18 protein-coding genes are annotated in these 18,832 nt (G+C 65.1%); 8 read left to right on the top strand and 10 right to left on the bottom strand.

Going from position 1 to position 18,832, the window contains the following annotated elements:
- Window positions 1-110: 110 nt before the first annotated feature.
- A complete protein-coding gene (locus F6X39_RS36935) occupies window positions 111-233 on the bottom strand; it encodes a hypothetical protein (RefSeq protein ID WP_262414780.1) in 123 nt (40 codons plus the stop codon).
- Window positions 234-405: 172 nt separating this feature from the next.
- Window positions 406-2,097 (bottom strand): sensor domain-containing diguanylate cyclase, encoded by a 1,692-nt coding sequence (locus F6X39_RS22710; protein WP_187618195.1) that lies wholly within the window; start codon window positions 2,095-2,097, stop codon window positions 406-408.
- A gap of 780 nt (window positions 2,098-2,877) precedes the next feature.
- On the opposite strand from F6X39_RS22710, the gene F6X39_RS22705 reads away from it, so the two are divergent.
- Both F6X39_RS22705 and F6X39_RS22700 read left to right on the top strand, forming a co-directional pair.
- Window positions 2,878-4,629 carry an ABC transporter permease gene (locus F6X39_RS22705; protein WP_187618194.1) on the top strand — a complete coding sequence of 584 codons (1,752 nt, stop codon included), beginning with the start codon at window positions 2,878-2,880 and terminating at the stop codon, window positions 4,627-4,629.
- Window positions 4,630-4,648: 19 nt separating this feature from the next.
- Window positions 4,649-5,995: an AAA-associated domain-containing protein gene (locus F6X39_RS22700; RefSeq protein WP_026225663.1), complete on the top strand. Its 1,347-nt coding sequence runs from the start codon at window positions 4,649-4,651 to the stop codon at window positions 5,993-5,995.
- Window positions 5,996-6,062: 67 nt separating this feature from the next.
- Here F6X39_RS22700 and F6X39_RS22695 read toward each other — a convergent pair whose 3' ends face one another.
- From F6X39_RS22695 to F6X39_RS22685, 3 genes are all read right to left on the bottom strand, one after another.
- Window positions 6,063-6,599 carry a hypothetical protein gene (locus F6X39_RS22695; RefSeq protein WP_187618193.1) on the bottom strand — a complete coding sequence of 179 codons (537 nt, stop codon included), beginning with the start codon at window positions 6,597-6,599 and terminating at the stop codon, window positions 6,063-6,065.
- Window positions 6,596-7,174 carry a hypothetical protein gene (locus F6X39_RS22690; protein WP_187618192.1) on the bottom strand — a complete coding sequence of 193 codons (579 nt, stop codon included), beginning with the start codon at window positions 7,172-7,174 and terminating at the stop codon, window positions 6,596-6,598. The genes F6X39_RS22695 and F6X39_RS22690 overlap by 4 nt, the downstream gene beginning before the upstream one ends.
- Window positions 7,175-7,513: 339 nt before the next feature.
- Window positions 7,514-8,572, bottom strand: a complete 1,059-nt coding sequence (locus F6X39_RS22685; RefSeq protein ID WP_187618191.1) for a sigma-54 interaction domain-containing protein — start codon at window positions 8,570-8,572, stop codon at window positions 7,514-7,516.
- A 398-nt stretch (window positions 8,573-8,970) separates the two neighbouring features.
- Here F6X39_RS22685 and F6X39_RS22680 point away from each other — a divergent pair, with 398 nt between their 5' ends.
- The 6 genes from F6X39_RS22680 to otsA all read left to right on the top strand — a co-directional run bounded on the left by F6X39_RS22680 (window position 8,971) and on the right by otsA (window position 13,771).
- Window positions 8,971-9,288, top strand: a complete 318-nt coding sequence (locus F6X39_RS22680) for a YqjD family protein (protein ID WP_187618190.1) — start codon at window positions 8,971-8,973, stop codon at window positions 9,286-9,288.
- A 99-nt stretch (window positions 9,289-9,387) separates the two neighbouring features.
- Window positions 9,388-9,639 (top strand): hypothetical protein, encoded by a 252-nt coding sequence (locus F6X39_RS22675; protein WP_184021408.1) that lies wholly within the window; start codon window positions 9,388-9,390, stop codon window positions 9,637-9,639.
- A 269-nt stretch (window positions 9,640-9,908) separates the two neighbouring features.
- Window positions 9,909-11,309 (top strand): sigma-54-dependent transcriptional regulator, encoded by a 1,401-nt coding sequence (locus tag F6X39_RS22670; RefSeq protein WP_090803573.1) that lies wholly within the window; start codon window positions 9,909-9,911, stop codon window positions 11,307-11,309.
- 120 nt (window positions 11,310-11,429) lie between these two features.
- A complete protein-coding gene (locus tag F6X39_RS22665; protein ID WP_187618189.1) occupies window positions 11,430-11,699 on the top strand; it encodes a hypothetical protein in 270 nt (89 codons plus the stop codon).
- 197 nt (window positions 11,700-11,896) lie between these two features.
- On the top strand, window positions 11,897-12,109 hold the full coding sequence (locus F6X39_RS22660; RefSeq protein WP_187618188.1) for a hypothetical protein: 213 nt from the start codon (window positions 11,897-11,899) through the stop codon (window positions 12,107-12,109).
- A gap of 234 nt (window positions 12,110-12,343) precedes the next feature.
- The gene (gene otsA / locus F6X39_RS22655; RefSeq protein ID WP_184021412.1) at window positions 12,344-13,771 is read left to right on the top strand and encodes an alpha,alpha-trehalose-phosphate synthase (UDP-forming); all 1,428 of its coding nucleotides are present in this window, start codon (window positions 12,344-12,346) and stop codon (window positions 13,769-13,771) included.
- Window positions 13,772-13,924: 153 nt separating this feature from the next.
- On the opposite strand, the gene F6X39_RS22650 is transcribed toward otsA, so the two are convergent.
- From F6X39_RS22650 to F6X39_RS22630, 5 genes are all read right to left on the bottom strand, one after another.
- The gene (locus F6X39_RS22650) at window positions 13,925-15,343 is read right to left on the bottom strand and encodes an MFS transporter (protein WP_187618187.1); all 1,419 of its coding nucleotides are present in this window, start codon (window positions 15,341-15,343) and stop codon (window positions 13,925-13,927) included.
- Between the two features lie 117 nt (window positions 15,344-15,460).
- On the bottom strand, window positions 15,461-15,964 hold the full coding sequence (locus F6X39_RS22645; RefSeq protein WP_018419796.1) for a YbhB/YbcL family Raf kinase inhibitor-like protein: 504 nt from the start codon (window positions 15,962-15,964) through the stop codon (window positions 15,461-15,463).
- A gap of 241 nt (window positions 15,965-16,205) precedes the next feature.
- The gene (locus F6X39_RS22640) at window positions 16,206-16,652 is read right to left on the bottom strand and encodes a very short patch repair endonuclease (protein ID WP_090803578.1); all 447 of its coding nucleotides are present in this window, start codon (window positions 16,650-16,652) and stop codon (window positions 16,206-16,208) included.
- 30 nt (window positions 16,653-16,682) lie between these two features.
- Window positions 16,683-17,975 (bottom strand): DNA (cytosine-5-)-methyltransferase, encoded by a 1,293-nt coding sequence (gene dcm, locus F6X39_RS22635; protein WP_187618186.1) that lies wholly within the window; start codon window positions 17,973-17,975, stop codon window positions 16,683-16,685.
- 351 nt (window positions 17,976-18,326) lie between these two features.
- Window positions 18,327-18,653 carry a hypothetical protein gene (locus F6X39_RS22630; RefSeq protein WP_184065550.1) on the bottom strand — a complete coding sequence of 109 codons (327 nt, stop codon included), beginning with the start codon at window positions 18,651-18,653 and terminating at the stop codon, window positions 18,327-18,329.
- Between the last annotated feature and the right edge of the window lie 179 nt (window positions 18,654-18,832).

Raw genomic sequence — 18,832 nt, 5'->3', positions numbered from 1 at the left:
CAAAGGCGATCCCGATGGCCGCCAGGAGCCCATCATGAAATTTTATGTGCAGTTGTTCAAACCTGATGCCTTCTCACGATGCGTTTGACGTTGCTACTCTACATAACGATCTACTGTCGGTAATACCACGCGGTCGACGACAGACGCGTCTGGAACGCGCCGTATTCGGCGAGCAGATGGTCGAAAGCATCAGCGTCGTGATCGCGACAGACGATCACCAGATTTCCCTTCATGCGAATCTCCCGTTAGTGCGGTAGTGACAATCCGATATCAGGATTGATGATACCTGCTTCGTTGCGGGAGGCTCGGCGTCGTTTTCAGCGCGGGGCAGGGTGTCGGCGTGGGTTGGCTGAGCGGAGAGGGCGATACCGTCGCGCGCTGAATATTTCGGCGAGCGTCAGGCATTCACCAGGCATTCACCGCGGTGCGCGTAGGCGGCGCCGTATCGTCGGGCGGCAGTGCTTCGGTGCGGTCGCGCCCGCCGGTCTTCGCCGCATACAGCGCGGTATCGGCGCGGCTCATGAGACGCTCGGGCAGATCGTCGGGCGACAGTTCGGTGATGCCGATGCTCACGCTCAGCCCCGCCGAGGCCGGCAGCTTCGGCGAGGGCACCGCTTTCAACCGCAGCCGCAGACGCTCGACGACTTCGCGCCCGCCCCTCAGATCGGTGGCCGGCAGCAGCAGGCCGAACTCTTCGCCGCCGAGCCGGCCGACCGCGTCGGAGCCACGCAGCTCGGCGCGACACGTATCGACGAAATGTTCGAGCGCGCGGTCGCCGGCGGCGTGGCCGAAGCGGTCGTTGATCTGCTTGAAGTGGTCGAGATCGGCGATCGCCATGCACAGCGGCTCGCGCCCCGCGTGCGCGCGATCGATCTCGTGGCGTAGCAGGTCGAGGAAATAGCGCCGCGACAGCGCGCCGGTCAACGCATCGTGCCGCGCCTCCGCCGACAGCAGCGTATTGGCCGACTGCAACTGCTCGGCGAGATCGCGTGTCGCGCGATGGTGGCGCCGCTCGCGCACGTAGGACACGGTGATCACCCACGCGAGCGCGACGGTGCCGGCCAGCGTCAGGAACACCAGCAGGTGGTCGCGCTTGTGGTTGCGCAGCAGCTCCGGCCACGCGGCGAGCGGATCGACCAGGTGCGCGGAGAGCCCCGAGTTCAGGCCGCCGCGGTTCTGATAGAGCGCCGGGGCCGGCTGTTCGATCATGCCGAACAGCTGCGCGGCGACCGACGCCGGCACCCACGGCGCCTGCTCACGCACTTGCGTGTCTTCGCGGATCAGCATGTCGGGGAACGTCTCCCGGCGGTAGATGATGCGCCGCTCGGCGGGGCTCATCAGCGTGACGCGCGAGTTCGGCAACGCGTGGCCTTCGAGCGCGCTGTTGTGCGCCATGATGATGACGCCGTTGTCGTCGGACACGAAGGTGCCCGCGTGCGCGACCCAATGGCGCAACCGCGCGATGCCGACCTTCGCGACCACCGCGCCGACCAGCAGCCCGTCCGCGTACACCGGCGCGGCGATGAAGATGCCCGGCTCGCCGCTCGCGCGACCCACGCCGTAGGCTTCGGAGAATGCGCCGAGCAGCGCGTTGGTCAGATAGCCGCGCGCGCGCATGTCCACGCCGACGAACGATTGCTGCGCACCCTCGGGGTTCGACATCGTGCCGCTCGACGCAACACAGATGCCGTTCGCGTTGACGATCCAGACCTGATCGAGCCCGGAGAAGCCCTGCGCTTCGTGCAGGAACCTGCTGACCCCGGCCATCTTCGGATCCTTGAGCAAGGCGGCTCGCAAGGCGGGTTCCGCCGCCTCGCTGTTCACGGCATAATTCTGCGATTGCACGAGGGCACGCTGGACCACGTCCATTTCGGCCATGGTTGCGGGGATGGCGCGGGACATCGCGAGGTCGCTGGCAATCACTTCAGCCATGTTGTCGACGATCGACGTGGACATTTGCCGCTGCGTGTGCAACGCCGCGTCCAGCTCTTGCTGTACCATCCGGTCCGCGACCATGCCAGCCACGAACCAGCAGACGAGTACGATCAGCACGAAGCTGACCGGCCCGGCTACCTGGCGCAAGGTTGTCCTGTTCATCGACCCTCTGATCCGTCTGGCTGTGACATGCAACTTGCTCGTTCGTGGGCAGCGCGCTCTCAACGCTGTGTCGTTATCTGCATCAGCTGCGGTTTTGTCCCGTCGCGAGCGACGTGCGCTGCGCCGTCGCCATGCCCGGGATGATCCGCTGATAAACAGGTACGTCGTTTCCCGATTTTAACCGTCGCGGGGCACGATGCCACCGTTATTGCAGGGATGCCGCCCGCATATGCCGCGCCGATCAGGTTCTTAACGGCAGCCGCGCCGCTTTCTTGATAGCTGTGCGGGCCAATGAAGCGATCGAGCGACGACGGCCGGGGCGACGCGCCGATGTGGCTTGCGCGCCACGCCGCGAGACGGCCTCGCGACGTGTCACGCTGAAGCACGCGGCAGCAGGGTACAGTGCGCGCGGCGACGCGTGCCGGGGCTTGCTGAAGCCTTACGCCACGGCCTCGCGAGGCCGTATCGCAATTTGCGGCGAAAGGTTGTGCCTGAAACATGGGATGGTGTAGTGTCGTGCCGTCCAAAACGAGGAAAGCCCGCCAGCCCTCGGGCGGCGCCCGCGGCGACAGGAGTTCGGCGTGATGGTTGTGGCCGTGGGCGACGCGTTCACGAACCAGTCCATTGCCGGACCATGTGTCTCCAACGCTAACGATTTACCACGCACGCGCGTTTTGCCATGCCTGATTTCCGCTTTCCGGACCGACCCATAGACCGCCGCGGAGCAGCCGCGGCCTCCTTCGAGCGTTCGAATGCCTGTTTGAAGAGGGAGGGCATCTGATGGATTTCAGCTTCAACCTGAAGCGCACCGCCAATGCATCGGCATGGCGCGTGTTGCCCAACCGCTGGGACTTCGTCGCGTTCCCGCTGATCATCTGCCTGATCGCGATGGCGTCGATCGGCTTTCACGAGACGCTCGCGCCGATGTCGACGCTAAAGACGCAGGCGATCTCGCTCGATCCGGCCAACCTGCCCGAGTACGCGATGCGCACCACGCTGCGCATGCTCGCGGCGATGGTCGCGTCGCTGATCTTCACGCTGGTCTACGGGACGCTGGCCGCCAAGAGCCGCCGCGCCGGTCTCGTGCTGGTGCCGATTCTCGACATCCTGCAGTCGGTGCCGGTGCTCGGCTACATCTCGTTCACGGTCACGTTCTTCCTCGCGATGTTCCCGGGCCGCGTGCTCGGCGCCGAACTCGCCGCGATCTTCGCGATCTTCACGAGCCAGGCGTGGAACATGACGTTCAGCTTCTATCAGTCGCTGCGCACGGTGCCGCGCGATCTCGACGAAGTCTCGCGCGGCTTTCATCTGACTTCATGGCAGCGCTTTTGGAAACTCGAAGTGCCGTTCTCGATGCCCGGCCTGATCTGGAACATGATGATGTCGATGTCGGGCGGCTGGTTCTTCGTCGTGGCTTCAGAAGCGATCACGGTCGGCAATCATACGGTTACGCTGCCGGGCATCGGCGCCTACCTGGCGCAGGCGATCAGCGACAAGAACCTGCACGCGATCGGCTGGGTCATCCTCGCGATGACGGTCGTGATTCTCGCCTACGACCAGTTGCTGTTCCGTCCGCTCGTCGCGTGGGCGGACAAGTTCCGCATGGAGTTCACGAGTTCGGGCGATGCGCCGCAATCGTGGCTGCTCGACCTGATCCGCCGCACGCGGCTGATTCACCGGTTGCTCGTGCCGCTCGGCTGGATGTTCGCGCGCGCGGCTCGGGTGCGCTTCCAACTGCCGGCGTTCAGCGCGCCGCGCTTTCACATCCCGCAGCGCGAGAAGAACTCGAAGCTCGGCGACTTCATCTGGGCGGCGATCGTGCTGCTCGCCACGGTGTATGTGGTGTATCGCGTGTTCCTGTATGTGCGGACCGGCGTGACGCTCGACGAGATCGGCCACGTGTTCGTGCTGGGCCTGATCACGCTCCTGCGCGTGGTCGTGCTGATCGCGATCGCTTCCGTGATCTGGGTGCCCGTCGGCGTGCTGATTGGCCTGCGCCCCGCGCTCGCGGAAAAGATGCAGCCACTCGCGCAGTTCCTCGCGGCGTTCCCGGCGAATTTGCTGTTTCCGGTATTCGTGATCGCGATCGTGCGCTTTCACCTGAATCCGGACATCTGGCTGTCGCCGCTGATCGTGCTCGGCACGCAGTGGTATATCCTGTTCAACGTGATTGCAGGTGCAAGCTCGTATCCGAACGACTACCGCGAGGCGGCCAAGAATTTCCACATTCGCGGCTGGCAGTGGTGGCGTCAGGCGATGCTGCCGGGCATTTTTCCGTACTACGTGACCGGTGCGATCACCGCGTCGGGCGGCGCGTGGAACGCGAGCATCGTTGCCGAGTTCGTGCAGTGGGGCGATACCAAGGTCGCCGCGCATGGCCTCGGCGCCTATATCGCGCAGACTACCGCGGCGGGCGACTATCCGAAGATCATCGTGGGCATCGCCGTGATGTCCCTGTTCGTGACCCTGTTCAACCGTCTGCTGTGGCGTCCGATGTACGCCTACGCCGAAGGCAAGCTCCGTCTAGATTGAGAAATGAAGGCTTAACGCGATGCAAAATCCTAAAGCTGCTATGACCGCCGCGCCGATCCAGACGCCGCCGAAGCCCCCGCGCCTCGGCGAGGAAATCCTGCGCGTGAAGGACGTGTGCCGCGGCTTCAACAAGACGCAGGGCGAACTGCTCGTCCTCGACGACGCGAATCTGTCGCTGCGCGAGGGCGAGATCGTCGGCTTGCTTGGCCGTTCGGGCTCGGGCAAGTCGACGCTGTTGCGCATCATCGCCGGTCTGATCGAGCCGACCGACGGCGAAGTCACGTACATGGGCAAGCCGCTCGCAGGCCCGGCCAAGGGTGTCGCGATGGTGTTCCAGACCTTCGCGCTGTTTCCGTGGCTGACCGTGCTGCAGAACGTGGAAGCGGGTCTCGAGGCGCAAGGCGTCGGTGCGTCGGAGCGGCGCACGCGCGCGCTCGCCGCGATCGACCTGATCGGCCTCGACGGCTTCGAAAACGCGTATCCGCGCGAGTTGTCGGGTGGCATGCGCCAGCGCGTCGGCTTTGCGCGCGCGCTCGTCGTCGATCCGACGCTGCTGCTGATGGACGAGCCGTTCTCCGCGCTCGACGTGCTGACCGCCGAAACGCTGCGTACCGACCTGCTCGATCTCTGGACGCAGGGGCGCATGCCGATCAAGGCGGTGCTGATCGTGACGCACAACATCGAGGAAGCGGTGTTCATGTGCGACCGCATTCTGGTGCTGTCGTCGAACCCGGGCCGCGTGATCGCCGAGATCAAGGTGCCGTTCAAGCATCCGCGCAACCGTCTGGACCCGGCATTCCGCCGCCTCGTCGACGAGATCTACGCGAAGATGACCGCGCGTCAGACCGACGAAAAGACCAAGAAGGGGCTGGAGCTCGGTAGCTGGCTGCCGCATGTGTCGACCAACCTGATGGCCGGTCTGATCGAAACGCTCGCCGCCGCGCCGTATCACGGCCGCGCGGACATGCCGGAAATCGCCCGCTCGCTGCATCTGGAGGTCGACGATCTGTTCCCGATTGCCGAAGTGCTGCAGCACCTCGGTTTCGCCGACGTGCGCGAGGGCGACATTTTCCTGACGCCGCCGGCGCGCGTGTTCTCCGAGTTCGGCACGCAGGAACGGAAGATGATGTTCGCCGAGCATCTGCTGCGGCACGTGCCGCTCGCGGCGCGGATCAAGAAGGTGTTGAACGAGCGGCCCGGACATCGCGCGCCGCGCGTGCGTTTCGAGCAGGAGCTCGAGGACTTCCTGTCGGACAGCGCGGCGGAAGAGACGCTCGACGCGGTCATCAACTGGGGCCGTTACGGCGAGATCTTTTCGTATAACGACCAGACCGAAATCTTCAGTCTGGAAGACGTGGAGTCTTAAGCCTGGGTTGCCGCGGAAACGACTGCGGTTCAGACAAAAAAGCGGCGAGGAAAACCTCGCCGCTTTTTTATTGCAGATTGCCCCAGCGTGTAACCGCCGGCTCGGCCGTGGCCCACTTCCAACCCTTGTCCTGCTGGCACGCGCTCGCCGTGAACCACCTCTCGGGCGCGTTCGGGCCGTCGCCGTCCTGCACCGAGAACACGAAATCCTTGCACAGCGCGAGCGCCGAGCTGAACGCGCGGGTCACGCGCACCTCGCCATGGCCGTTTTCGATCGGCAAGGTGTGCTTGACCGACCACGGTTTCGCTTCGCCGACCGGCATCGTGCCGACCAGCGCCGCCATCAGATCCTGCTGATCCTTGTGCATGCTGCGCATGTAGCGCGCGACCGCTTCGTCGGTCGCGGCCTGCACGGCAACGCCGACGCCGAGCGCGACGGCCGGATTGCTGGTCACGAGGCCCGACGCGACACCCGCCGCCGCGCCGCTCGCGGCGCCGATCGACGCGCAGCCGCTCGCCAGCAGGCTCGCGCCGACGCATAGCGCGCCGGCCGCGATGAGCCGCATCCGATCACCCATCGGAACGCCGAGCGAACGTAATTTCATTGCAGCGCGCCCCAGCGCTCGGTGGCGGGTTCGGCCGATGCCCAACGCCAGTCCTTACCATCACGGCAAACCGATGCGATGTAGAACGCGCTGCTCGCGGGCTTGTCGCGCGTTGCGTTTTGATCGACGGAAAAGACGATTTCCTTGCAGTCGAGCGGGCCGGTGCTGATCAGACGGCTGACGGTCACGCGGCCGTGTTCGTCGTCTTCGATTGGGAAAGAGTGGGTGATGCTCCACGGGGCGACCGCGCCGACCTCGAGCGGACCGGCCGCCTGCGCGATGCTGTTCTGCGTATTCGTGTGAACCACGCGCTCCGAGTACTGCACACCGGCGCGCGCAGCGGCGACCGCGCCAAGACCGATACCGGTCGCGACCGCCGCATTGCTGGTGACCTTGTTGGCGACCGCGGCGCCCGCGACACCGGCGCCCGCGACCGCGCCTTCCGTGTACAACGAACTACAGCCGCTCATTGCCGACGAAACCGCCAGCGCCAGCGCGATCAGCGCTGTTACGTGGGGGCGTTTGCCAGCGACAACGGACTTCGCGTTGACAGCCCACACCATGTTCTTTTGCATTTCTCCCGTCCCCGCCCGTACAGGTGCCTGCGTTCACGCTTCGCGCGTGTAAACGAAGGACACGTCGTTCATTACGCAGCCGCATTGTGCAGGATGCGTTTTGTAATTGGCAGCGAAAAAATGCAAGAAATTGCAAAACATCGTGCGCTGCGATGTTTTCTGTCGCATGGGCGGGCTTACCTGGCTCTGCCAGGTATTGGGGACATCAGGTGAATTTGCCGTCGGCGTGAGACGTTGAGCACGTGAATTCGGTGCCGCGAAACGCGCGGCGAAAGGATCATGACGAACAGCGCAACAGCTGGCCGCCGCCATCGGCGGACGGCTCGCGTTGCACCGTGCCTATGAGTCGGCTTCGTCTTCCCCGCTTTCGTCGCCGTATGCGCTCAGCCGGTTGTACAGCGTTTTGAGGCTCACGCCGAGCGCTTTGGCAGCGCGTCGCTTGTCGCCGCCGCAGTACTTGAGGGTGCCGAGAATGATCTGCTTCTGCGCGTCGGCGAGCGGCGTGCCGATCCACACGCTCATCGCGTCGCCTTGCGTGACCGCTTTCTTGACTCGCGACGCAAGATGCGGATGCGGCAATTCGACCGTCTTTTCCGCGAGAATGAACGCGCGATATACCGCGTTCTTCAACTCGCGCACGTTGCCCGGCCACGACCATGAACGCAGCGTTTCGATCGAGCGTTTGCTGAAGCTCTTGTTGGTGCCTTCCTGCTGATTCAATTGCGCGAGGAAGTGTTGCGCGAGCAGCTCGCGATCGTTTTCGCGCTCGCGCAGCGGCGGCGCGCGCAGCGGAAACACCGCGAGCCGGTACATCAGATCCTCGCGCAAGCCGTTTTCCTTGACGGCTACGGCGGGGTCGCGATTGGTCGCGGCGATCACGCGCACGTTGCCGCTGATCAACTCGTTGCCGCCGACGCGATAGAACGTGCCGGTTTCGAGCGCGCGCAGCAGCTTGACCTGGCGCACCGGCGCCATTTCGGTGATTTCGTCCAGAAACAGCGTGCCGCCGTTCGCATGTTCGAAGTAGCCGACGCGGCCCTGGACCGCGCCGGTGAAGCTGCCTTTTTCGTGGCCGAACAGTTCGGCTTCGATCAGCTCGTCGGGAATCGCGCCGCAGTTCACGGCGACGAACGCGCCGTCCTTGCGGCCGCTGCGCTCGTGGATGGTGCGGGCGATCAGCTCCTTGCCGGTGCCCGATTCGCCGATGATCAGCGCGGTCGCGTCGGTATCCGCGACGCGTTCGATCTGTTCGTACAGATCGAGCATTACCGGCGACGAGCCGTACAGCAGCCCGTACGATTTCAGTCCCGCGACGGCGTCCGCGACGCGCTGCTTCGCTTGTGGCGAAGCACTGCCACCGGCGGACACGGTGGGCGAGTCCAGATCGATTGACGCCATAAAAAGGGAAGTCCTGTGCAAATGGAGTTCGTGTTGCGGCGCGCAGGCCTTGAATGCGATAGACCGTACAGCCACTATCTCATAAAAGACGATTTAACCACTTCGACACTGATTCCGGCAATCGAACTGGCAGCCACTGAAACAGCCGTGCGCGCAATCGGTCGAAAGTGCGCGAAATTGGTTTTATCAGCGCGCTGGAGCGGTAAATATACCGGGCACATGCATTGCATCATTGACCGTTTGATCGAGTCGTGCGAGGTTTGACGGCTACGTCGCAGCGCCGCCGGCCAGCGCAAACCGGCAACCCGCATCGTGCGCCCGAAGCCCGAACTGTTGCACCGGTCGACGCACCGATTCCGCGGCAACGCACGAACGCCGAATCAGACGAGGAGTGAACGATGACTGACACCACACAACAACTTGCACTCGGCGGACAGAAGATCGTCGAGGATCTTCGGGTGCTGCTGAGGGACTCGGAGGAAATGCTGCGGCTCGCCGCCAACGTGCCGGGCGAAGGCGTCGACGCCTTGCGCGGCCGGCTCGGCACGCACGTGGAAACGCTGCAATCGGCGCTCGGGGATGCGCAACGCAACGTGCATCGCCGGTATCGCGGGGCGGCGGTTAGCACCGAGCACTATGTGCGCCATAACCCGTGGCGCTCGCTCGCGCTCGCGGCGGGCACCGGTTTTCTGCTCGGCGTGCTGGTCGCGCGTTAGACGCGGCGCAGCGAGCGGCGCTCGCATCGGCTCGCCGGAAGGCGTGGCGCACGCTTGGCACGGCTGCATTCATCCGCATCACGATCCAAGGAGTTCATGATGACACGACCCACAATTGGTTTTTTTGGCGCATTGATGGCAATCGGCGGCTTCCTGGCGGTTCGCTACGTGCAACACAAGCGCACGGGCCAGGTCTCACCGGCGCGCGAGCTGAGCCGCTGGGAAAACGAGGGCGGCGCGGTGGCGGCGCCGGCGACCTTGTCGACCGAACTGGCGCCCGCCTCGCACAGCGGCAACGGCTCGGGGCAGGTCAACGGCGAACACCGCGCATGGCCGTTTCCGCGCGGCTGACGCGGTTCGCTCGAATGCAACGCGGCCTGCGGCCGACGCCTGGAACGGGATTGTTAAATGAATCTTATAAAGCCGTATAATAGGTAAATAGGCAACAATGACGCGGAAGTTGGCGCAAATTTGGCCATCATTGTTGCAATTGTTCATCAAATGGTCGGCGGAACGGAACGCAGTCGATTCCGCGTCATGCAGCCGACCGGACCCAGCGGCATGCCCATTGGCATGTTCCGCATATTTTCTGACCCACGCTTGCAGGCTTTCGAAACGCGATGCCACATGTACTCATTGTCGATGACGACGCAGGTACCCGCGAGGCACTTTCCGCCGTCATCGGGGAAGACGGGCTGACCACCGCCACCGCGGGCGATCTGCGCGAAGCGCGTATTCAACTGATCCGGCAGATGCCGGACGTCGTTTTCACCGACCTGAAGCTGCCCGACGGCAGCGGGGTCGATCTGTTCGAAGATCTCGATCCGCGCTCCGGCGTCGAAGTGATCGTGATCACCGGCCACGCGACGGTCGAGTCGGCGGTCAGCGCACTGAAAATGGGCGCGGCCGACTACCTCGTGAAGCCGATCAACATGCAGCGCGTGAAGTCGATCCTGTCGCGCCTGCCGCGCGCCGGCGACCTGAAGGCCGAAATCGGCACGTTGCGCGGCGAGTTGCGCCGCATGGGCCGCTTCGGTCTGATGCTCGGTAATTCACCGGCGATGCAGGAGGTCTACGACCAGATCAGCCGCGTCGCGCCGACGGCGGCCTCGGTGATGCTCGTCGGCGAATCGGGCACCGGCAAGGAAGTTGCCGCGCAGACGCTGCACGAGCTGAGCCTGCGCCGCAAGCACGCGTTCCTCGCGGTCAACTGCGGCGCGATTTCGCCGAATCTGATCGAATCGGAAATGTTCGGCCACGAGCGCGGTTCGTTCACCGGCGCGGACCGGCAGCACAAGGGCTATTTCGAGCGCGCGAACGGCGGCACGCTGTTCCTCGACGAAATCACCGAGATGCCGATCGAGCTGCAGGTAAAGCTGCTGCGCGTGCTCGAGACCGGCATGTTCATGCGCGTCGGCACGACCAAGGAAATCGAAACCGACGTGCGTCTGATCGCGGCCACCAATCGCGATCCCGAGCAGGCGGTGCTCGAAGGCAAGCTGCGGCTCGATCTGTACCACCGGCTGAACGTGTTTCCGATCAGCCTGCCGCCGCTGCGCGAGCGCGGCAAGGACGTCGAGCTGCTCGCGCAATCGTTCCTCGATGAGCTCAACGAGCGTCACGGCACGAAGAAGCATTTCCCTGTCGCGGTGAAGGACATGCTGCTGTCGTATCCGTGGCCGGGCAATGTGCGCGAGCTGAAGAACTACGTGCAGCGCGCGCACATCATGTCGAGCGGGGATTCGGATAGCACGGCGACGGTGCCGTTGCAAATCACGCTGTCGAAGCCCGCGGCCGGCACCGCGATCACGATCCCGTTCGGCACCTCGCTCGCGGAAGCCGACCGTCAGCTGATTCTTGCGACGCTCGAGCAATGCGGCGGCGTGAAGACGCGCGCCGCGGAAATTCTCGGCATCAGCCTGAAGACGCTGTACAACCGGCTCGTCGAGTACGGCAACGATGCGCGCGACGACGGCGATCCCACCGACGAATCACGCGCACTCGGCGGCGCGGACGCCTGATCCGCGCCTCGTTCGCACGTCATCCGCGTCCCAGTATCCGCCCGCCCGGGCTTCCGGGCGGGTACCCGAACGGCACAAGCCTTGCTGCGCTCCGGTGGAACGCAAAACGAGGTCACCGACATGCCGCACCTGCCGCCGCACCTGTCGCATTACGCCGCCGTTTCCGCGCCGTCCAGGCGGTTGCACGCTCATCGGCCCGAACCGGTCGAGCCGCCCACTGCACCTCCCATCGCGCCGCCGGACCCGGCCGAACCCGACACGATCCCCGGTCCGACACCCGATCCGATCGAACCCGTCGAACCGGTCACGCCGCCGATTGGCGATCCGCCGCCGCAGCCAACGCAAACGCCTCAGGCCGCCGACCGTCCGTCGCGACCGCGGCAATGTTGATACGGCGTCGATGTCGGCGCCTGACGCGCACTCGATGGAACCACATCCCGCACTGCAAGGCGTCATGCCCTGGGTCGGTGCAGAGCATGCTGTACTTGTTACAAAGCCGGCGCATGTTTTACCGGCAATTTACGGTTTCGCCCCCTAGACTGTAGGGATGCCGCGATAAGCGGCAGGCTTCCCCCGGAGGCACGATCATGAGACACCCCGCATTGCGACGTTCCGCGCGGCACTCCAAGCGCGGGCCACGGCCGGCCGAGGTCGAGGCTGAGCCGGTGGTGTCGCCGGACCCGGCCGCGCAGAATCGGATCGCCCCGCATACGCCGCCGGACGGCGAGCACAACCAGGGCGGGGTGCGTCAGGAAGGCCTCGAATACCAGCGCGATCTGGGCTCGGAGCAGGATGCCTGAGGCAGCGTAGCACCCGGGCGGGGGGTGTCCCGGCGACCGGGATACCGGTAAGAAAGACCTCCGCATTCGTCGGATTTAACAGAAAAATTTTCTTCGCCATCCGTGATGATTGCGGGGATTCGCTCGTTTGTCACATTTTCATACAACTTTATTTCTGATATCTCATATATCGGCACGATGATTGCGTGCACCGTTTTGGCGCAATTCCGCATACAACGAAACAATGGAGCACTAATGAGCAGATTGATCGTGGTATCGAATCGTGTCGCACCGATTCAGGAAGCGCGTCCGGCAGCGGGCGGGCTCGCGATCGGCGTGCTGGACGCACTGAAGGAGACCGGCGGCGTCTGGTTCGGCTGGAGCGGCGAAACGGTCAGCGAGCCATCCGCGCCCGTGATCGAGAAGCAGGGCAACGTCACCTACGCGACTGTGGGCCTCACCAAGCGCGATTACGACGAGTACTACCGCGGTTTTTCGAACACCACGTTGTGGCCGACCTTCCACTATCGCAACGACCTGTCCCGCTACGACCGCGAGGACTACGCGGGCTACCAGCGCGTCAACGCGACGCTCGCGAAGCAGCTCAAGGAACTGCTCAAGCCCAGCGACATCATCTGGGTGCACGACTATCATCTGCTGCCGTTCGCGCGCTGCCTGCGCGAGCTCGGCGTGAAGAACCCGATCGGCTTCTTCCTGCACATTCCGTTTCCGGTGCCCGAAGTGTTGCGCACGATTCCGCCGCATGAAGAACTCGTCAAGGCGATGTGCAGCTACGACGTGATCGGCTTTCAGACCGAGGCGGATCGCCAGTCGTTCGTCGACTATATCGAGCGCGGTCACCATGGCACGTCGAGCGAAGACGGCATGGTGCACGCGTACAACCGCTTCCTGAAGGTCGGCGCGTACCCGATCGGCATCTATCCCGACGCGATCGCGAAGGCCGCCGAGCAGTTCACCGACCGCAAGGCGGTGCGCAGCCTGCGCGACGGCATGCGCGGGCGCAAGCTGATCATGAGCGTCGACCGGCTCGATTATTCGAAGGGGCTGGTCGAGCGCTTCCAGGCATTCGAGCGGCTGTTGCAGAACGCGCCCGGCTGGCACGGCCGCGTGTCGCTCGTGCAGATCGCGCCGCCGACCCGCGCCGACGTGCAGACCTATCAGCGCATCCGGCATACGCTCGAAGGCGAGGCGGGCCGCATCAACGGCCGGTTCGCGCAGCTCGACTGGACGCCGATCCAGTATCTGAACCGCAAGTACGAGCGCAATCTGCTGATGGCGCTCTTCCGCCAGTCGCAGGTCGGCTATGTGACGCCGCTGCGCGACGGCATGAATCTGGTGGCCAAGGAGTACGTCGCGTCGCAGGATCCGGCCGATCCGGGCGTGCTCGTGCTGTCGCAATTCGCGGGCGCGGCCGAGCAGCTGCCGGGCGCGCTCGTCGTCAATCCGTTCGATCTGTCGCAGATGGCCGAAGCGCTCGAGCGCGCATTAGCGATGCCGCTCGCCGAACGTCAGGCGCGTCATGCGGACATGATGGAGCCGATGCGCGAGAGCAACCTGTCGGTGTGGCGCGATACGTTGCTCGATGATCTGCGCCACGTCGCGACCGCGTCTTCGGTGACGGCCAAAGCGGTAAAGCTCGCTGACGTGACGGCATCGCCCTGAGCCGACACGCGCGGCCCGCGCAGGCGGGCCGCGCGTGTGCCGCTCACGTCGTGCATGGAGTGACAGGGAAGATCAAGGCAGAAAGGCGTGCATCGCCTCGTGCGATGCACGCCTTTTATCGTGCATGTCTTGCGCGCGTAACGGCCACAGCCCTCAGGCCGGCTGCGCCGCCTTCTGCGTGACCCGCATCGTGCTGACGACCGCCGCGACCGCCGAGAACCCCGCGGCCACATACAGCGCGATGATCGTCCCGCTCTGCGGCGCGACGCCGAAGATCAGCGCGACCAGCGCCGCGCCGAGCGTTTGCCCGGTCAGGCGCGCGGTGCCGAGCATGCCGCTCGCGCCGCCGCTGCGTTCGCGCGGCGCGGACGACAGCATCGTGCGATTGTTCGGCGACTGGAAGATGCCGAAGCCCGCGCCGCACAGCGCCATGCGCCACGAAATCTGCAGCGCGTCCGGGTGAGGCCCGAGCGTCGCGAGCAGCAGCAGGCCGACCGTCATCGCGGCGAGCCCGATGCCGCCGAGCCAGCCGGCCGATACCCTGTCCGACAGCACGCCGGCAATGGGTGCCGCGATGATGATGATCGCGGGCCACGGCGTCATCAAAAGACCCGTTTCGACCTGCGACATGCCGAGCGTTTCCTGCAGCAGGAACGGCAGCGACACGAACGCGAGCATCTGCGCGCAGAACGAGCAGACCGACGTGCCTACCGACAGCGCGAACACCGGAATACGCAGCAGGTCGATCGGCAGCAGCGGGGCGGGCCGCGTCAGCTGGCGACGCACGAAGAAGTAGCCGATCACCAGCGCTCCGAGCGCCTCGAGCGTCACGTAGCCGAAATGCTCGCCGTGGCCGAGGCCATCGACCGCGATAATCAGCAGGCCGAACACGAACGCGTTCATCACCGCGCTCAGATAGTCATACGGGGATTCGTGGCCGGGGTTCATCGGCAGCGCCTTGAAGCCGCCGACGATCGCCGCGATTCCGATTGGCACGTTGATCGCGAACAGCCACGGCCAGGTCGCGATCGCGAGCACGCCCGAGGCGACCGTCGGCCCGACCGCCGACGACACCGCCACCACCATCGCGTTGATCGAGACGCCGCGCCCGAGCTGGTTAGGCGGATAGATCATGCGCACGATCGCTGTGTTCACGCTCATGATGCCGGCCGCGCCGAAGCCCTGGACCACTCGCGCGAGCGCGAGCGTCGCCAGCGAGTTCGACAGCGCGCAACCGAACGACGCGACCGTGAACAGGATCAGGCCCGACAGATAAATGCGCCGGTAGCCGATGCGGTCGCCGAGCGACGCGAGCGGCAGCAGCGAGATCGTGATCGCGAGCTGATACGCGTTGACGACCCAGATCGACGCGGCGGCGCTCGCATTGAGGTTGCGCGCGATCGTCGGTAGCGCGACGTTGGCGATCGCGCTGTCGAGCACCGCGAGCGTCAGCGAGAGCGCGATGACGAGCATCGCCCAGTAGCGTTGTGGGACCGGTAGGCCCAGTTCCTTGCCTTCGAAGCGGGAAGTGGAGGGCGTCGAGCCGTCCGTGCGCGGGGAGGGTGCGTGCATCGATTGTTTGATTTGTCGGAGATGTTGGCGCGCCTGTGCGCGGCTCACGCGCTGGCCGCTGCGGGCGTATCGGTCGGCGCGGCGCCGGCGTTACCGGGCGCCGGCGCCGCGCGTGCGTTATTTGAGTTCGTAAAGGCCCGTGTGGGTCGTCGAATCGATTTCGTTCAGGTGCGTCATGAAGCGCGCGACCGCGTTGGTGGTTTCCGCGCTGACCGGCAGATGCGGCACTTTCAGCGCATGCAGCCGGAAGATATAGCGATGCGTGCGATCGCCGCGCGGCGGCGCGGCGCCGCCGAAGCCGACCGTCCCATAGTCGTTGCGCACCTGCATCGCGCCCTGCGGCAGCAGCGAGCCGTCGGCCTTGCCGGCGTTGCGCGGCAGCGAGCGCGCGTCGGCCGGAATGTTCACGACGACCCAATGCCAGAAGCCGCTGCCGGTCGGCGCGTCGGGATCGTGAACGGTGAGCGCGAAGCTTTGCGTGTCCGCGGGCGGCGCTTCCCATTGCAGCGACGGCGAGATGTTTTCGCCGTCGCCGCCGAACGCCTTGTCGTTGTACTCGTGGGCTCTCGGCATGAAGCCGTTGGTGGGAAAATCGTCGGACCAGAGACGGAAGTCAGCCATGATGTGCCTCCCTTGTTGATTGGTTCTGGGATCGTCGGAGTTCGCGATGTCGCGGCGGGCGAGGCGCATCTCGTGGCATGCCGAAGCGCGTGAGGACGTGCCGCGAAAGCGCCTGGAAGCACCCGGAAAACGCCGCCGAAGCGTGCCTCGAAGGCAGCTCGAAAGCGCGCCGGGTGAGCCTTCCGAGTGTAGCACCAGCGGCCGCGAGACTCGCGCGAGCCGGGCAGGTCGCGCGCGGTTTTCAGCCGCGTTCCTCGAACTCCGGCGCGTCGCTTCCGATCCACGCGACGAGCCGCTCGATCACGCCCGCGATATCGCGATTCGCGCCCCGCAAAGCGCATTCCCACACGACCGCGACGCGCCAGCCGCTCGCGAGCAGCGCGGCGCGCACCTTGTCGTCGTTGCTGCGATTGCGGCCGATCTTGTCGCGCCAGAAGTCGGGCCGCGTCTGGGGCCATTTGAACAGATGACAGTCGTGGCCATGCCAGAAGCAGCCATGCACGAGCACCACCGCGCGATAGCGCGGCAGCACGATGTCGGGGCGGCCGGGCAGATCGCGCGCGTCGAGCCGGAAGCGCAGGCCCCGCCGATGCAGCAGGCTGCGGATCAGGATCTCCGGCTTGGTGTTGCGGCCGCGAATGCCGGACATCATCCGGCTGCGCGTCGCGCTATCGACGATATCGACCATCGTCAGCGGGCCAACGGGTCGCGCGGCCGCTCACGCGTAGAGCGGCAGGGAGTGTTTCGACGCATCGCGGGTCGGGTGGGCAAGCAGGGTTTGCACATGCGGCAGCATGATACGCGCCACTTCGCGCATCACCGGCATCACGACGCTATTGCCGAACTGCCGGTAGGCCTGCGTATCGCTGACCGGAATCCTGAAGGTGTCGGGAAAGCCCATCAGTCGTGCGCATTCGCGCGGCGTCAGGCGACGCGGGCGCAGCGCCTCGCCCTGATAGACGAGAATTTCGGAGCCGTCCTTGTGATAGCGCGCCGACAGCGTGCGCGTCACGCTGTCCGGATAAGCCATTCCGAAACCGAAGCCGTTGCCCGCCGCACGATGCTTGGCCGCGTAGTTTTGCAGATACGTCCACAGCTTCGGGGTGAGCGTGTACTTCGGCTGCACGCGTCGCGCGGCGTGGTCGAAGAAGCGCTCGTGGTCCCACGGCAGCACCGGTTCCGTGCCGTCCGTGCGATGCAGGATCGCGCCGAGCCGCGGACCCTGTTCGGGCAGGCGCAGGTCGTCCCATGTGAACCCGGTCTTGCCGCGAAAGCCCACCACGATGATGCGCTCGCGATGCTGAGGCGTGAAATGCTGGCCATCGATCACGCGGTAGTGCACCTCGTAGCCGAGCTCGTCGCGCAGCGTTTGCAGGATCACGTCGAAGGTGCGGCCCTTGTCGTGCGACAGCAGGTTCTTTACGTTTTCGAGCAGGAACGCGGCGGGGCGCTTCGCGGCGATAATGCGCGCGACGTCGAAAAACAGCGTGCCCTGGGTCGTGCATTCGAAGCCGTGCGGCCGGCCAAGCGCGTTTTTCTTGCTGACGCCGGCGATCGAAAACGGCTGGCACGGAAAGCCGCCGAGCAGCACGTCGTGGCTCGGCACGTCCTCGGCGGGAAACGTGACGATGTCGCCGATCAGCGCGTGCGCGCCGCCGCTCGCGGAGTTGTCGCCGTGGTTCTCGCGATAAGTCCGCGTCGAGAACTCGTTCCACTCGCTGGTGAACACGCATTCGCCGCCGTGCGCCTCGAAGCCCATGCGAATGCCGCCGATACCCGCGAACAGATCGATGAAGCGGAAGCGCGCCGCGTCGCCCGCGTGTTGCGCCTCACGCGCGCCTTGCCGCAGCAGATCGCGCAACGCGGGTTCCAGCATCGCGGGACAAGGCGTTTCACCTTTTTCCCAGCGACGCACCGTCTTGATGTCCTTGCCGACATGGGCTGCGATTTCGCGTTGGGTAAAACGGGCGCGCGCCTGCTTGAGCAGGTCGAAGGGGGCGGCGAGGGTCACGTGGCGTCCTTGCTGGGAATTTTTGCGGACATTATGACCTAAGGTCGTCCCCTTTCCCTATTGTCGGCGCCGATTGATCAGGAATTTTTCGCGATACGTCGCGCCGCTGCGTTTGTTTGCGGCGAAACATGCCTGTGACGAATGCGGATATACGCCTGTCCCGTGACACTGGCTTCCGGCGTTGCGGCGTGTGTTGGCGGCCGCGACCTCGTGCCCGGCCGCTTTTTTTGCGGCGCGCAAGACGAGCGGCGTGCCGGCTTGGCGCCACGCGTGCGGGTGCAGCGGGTGCAGCGGGTGCAGCGGGTGCAGCGGGTGCAGCGGGTGCAGCGGGTGGGGCGGATGCGGACGCGCTCAGGCCGACTTCACCTTCTTCACCGGGGCAGCCCGCTCGAATCGAGAGGTCGGCGCGGGCGCGAAGCGTTCCCATTCGGGCAGCGGCGTCGAGGCCAGCCGGTCGAGTTGCAGCAGCAGGCTGTCGACTTTGTCCAATTGGGCGGTAGAAAGCTGGCCGCTGTCGACCAGCGCGGTCAGTCGTTTGCGCCAATAGGTGGCTGGCAGGATCGGACCGCCGAAATCGCCGCGCAGCGACACGTGCATCACCCGCGCGATGTGCGCGATGTCGTGGTCGATCAACGCAGCTTGCGATGATCCCGAAATCGTAGTCTCCGTGCGGTCCATGACTCCTCCCTGAGCGCATTTACGGCGGTGCGCGGCGAGACTTTAGGCCTTTGGATAAAAAATTTGCCCGATCGCGCGTCGGCGTTCGTCGGTGCCGCGGCCCGGCGCGCGGAGCAGGTCCCGGGAACAGCCGTTGCTGCTTCCCACACACCGGCGCGATACCGCGCCGGCATTTCGGT

Origin of the sequence: Paraburkholderia sp. UCT2 (assembly GCF_014397665.1) — a bacterium.
Lineage (GTDB): Bacteria > Pseudomonadota > Gammaproteobacteria > Burkholderiales > Burkholderiaceae > Paraburkholderia > Paraburkholderia tuberum.
Note: the sequence above shows the minus strand (reverse complement) of the source record. Positions and strands in the feature narration are given on the sequence as shown.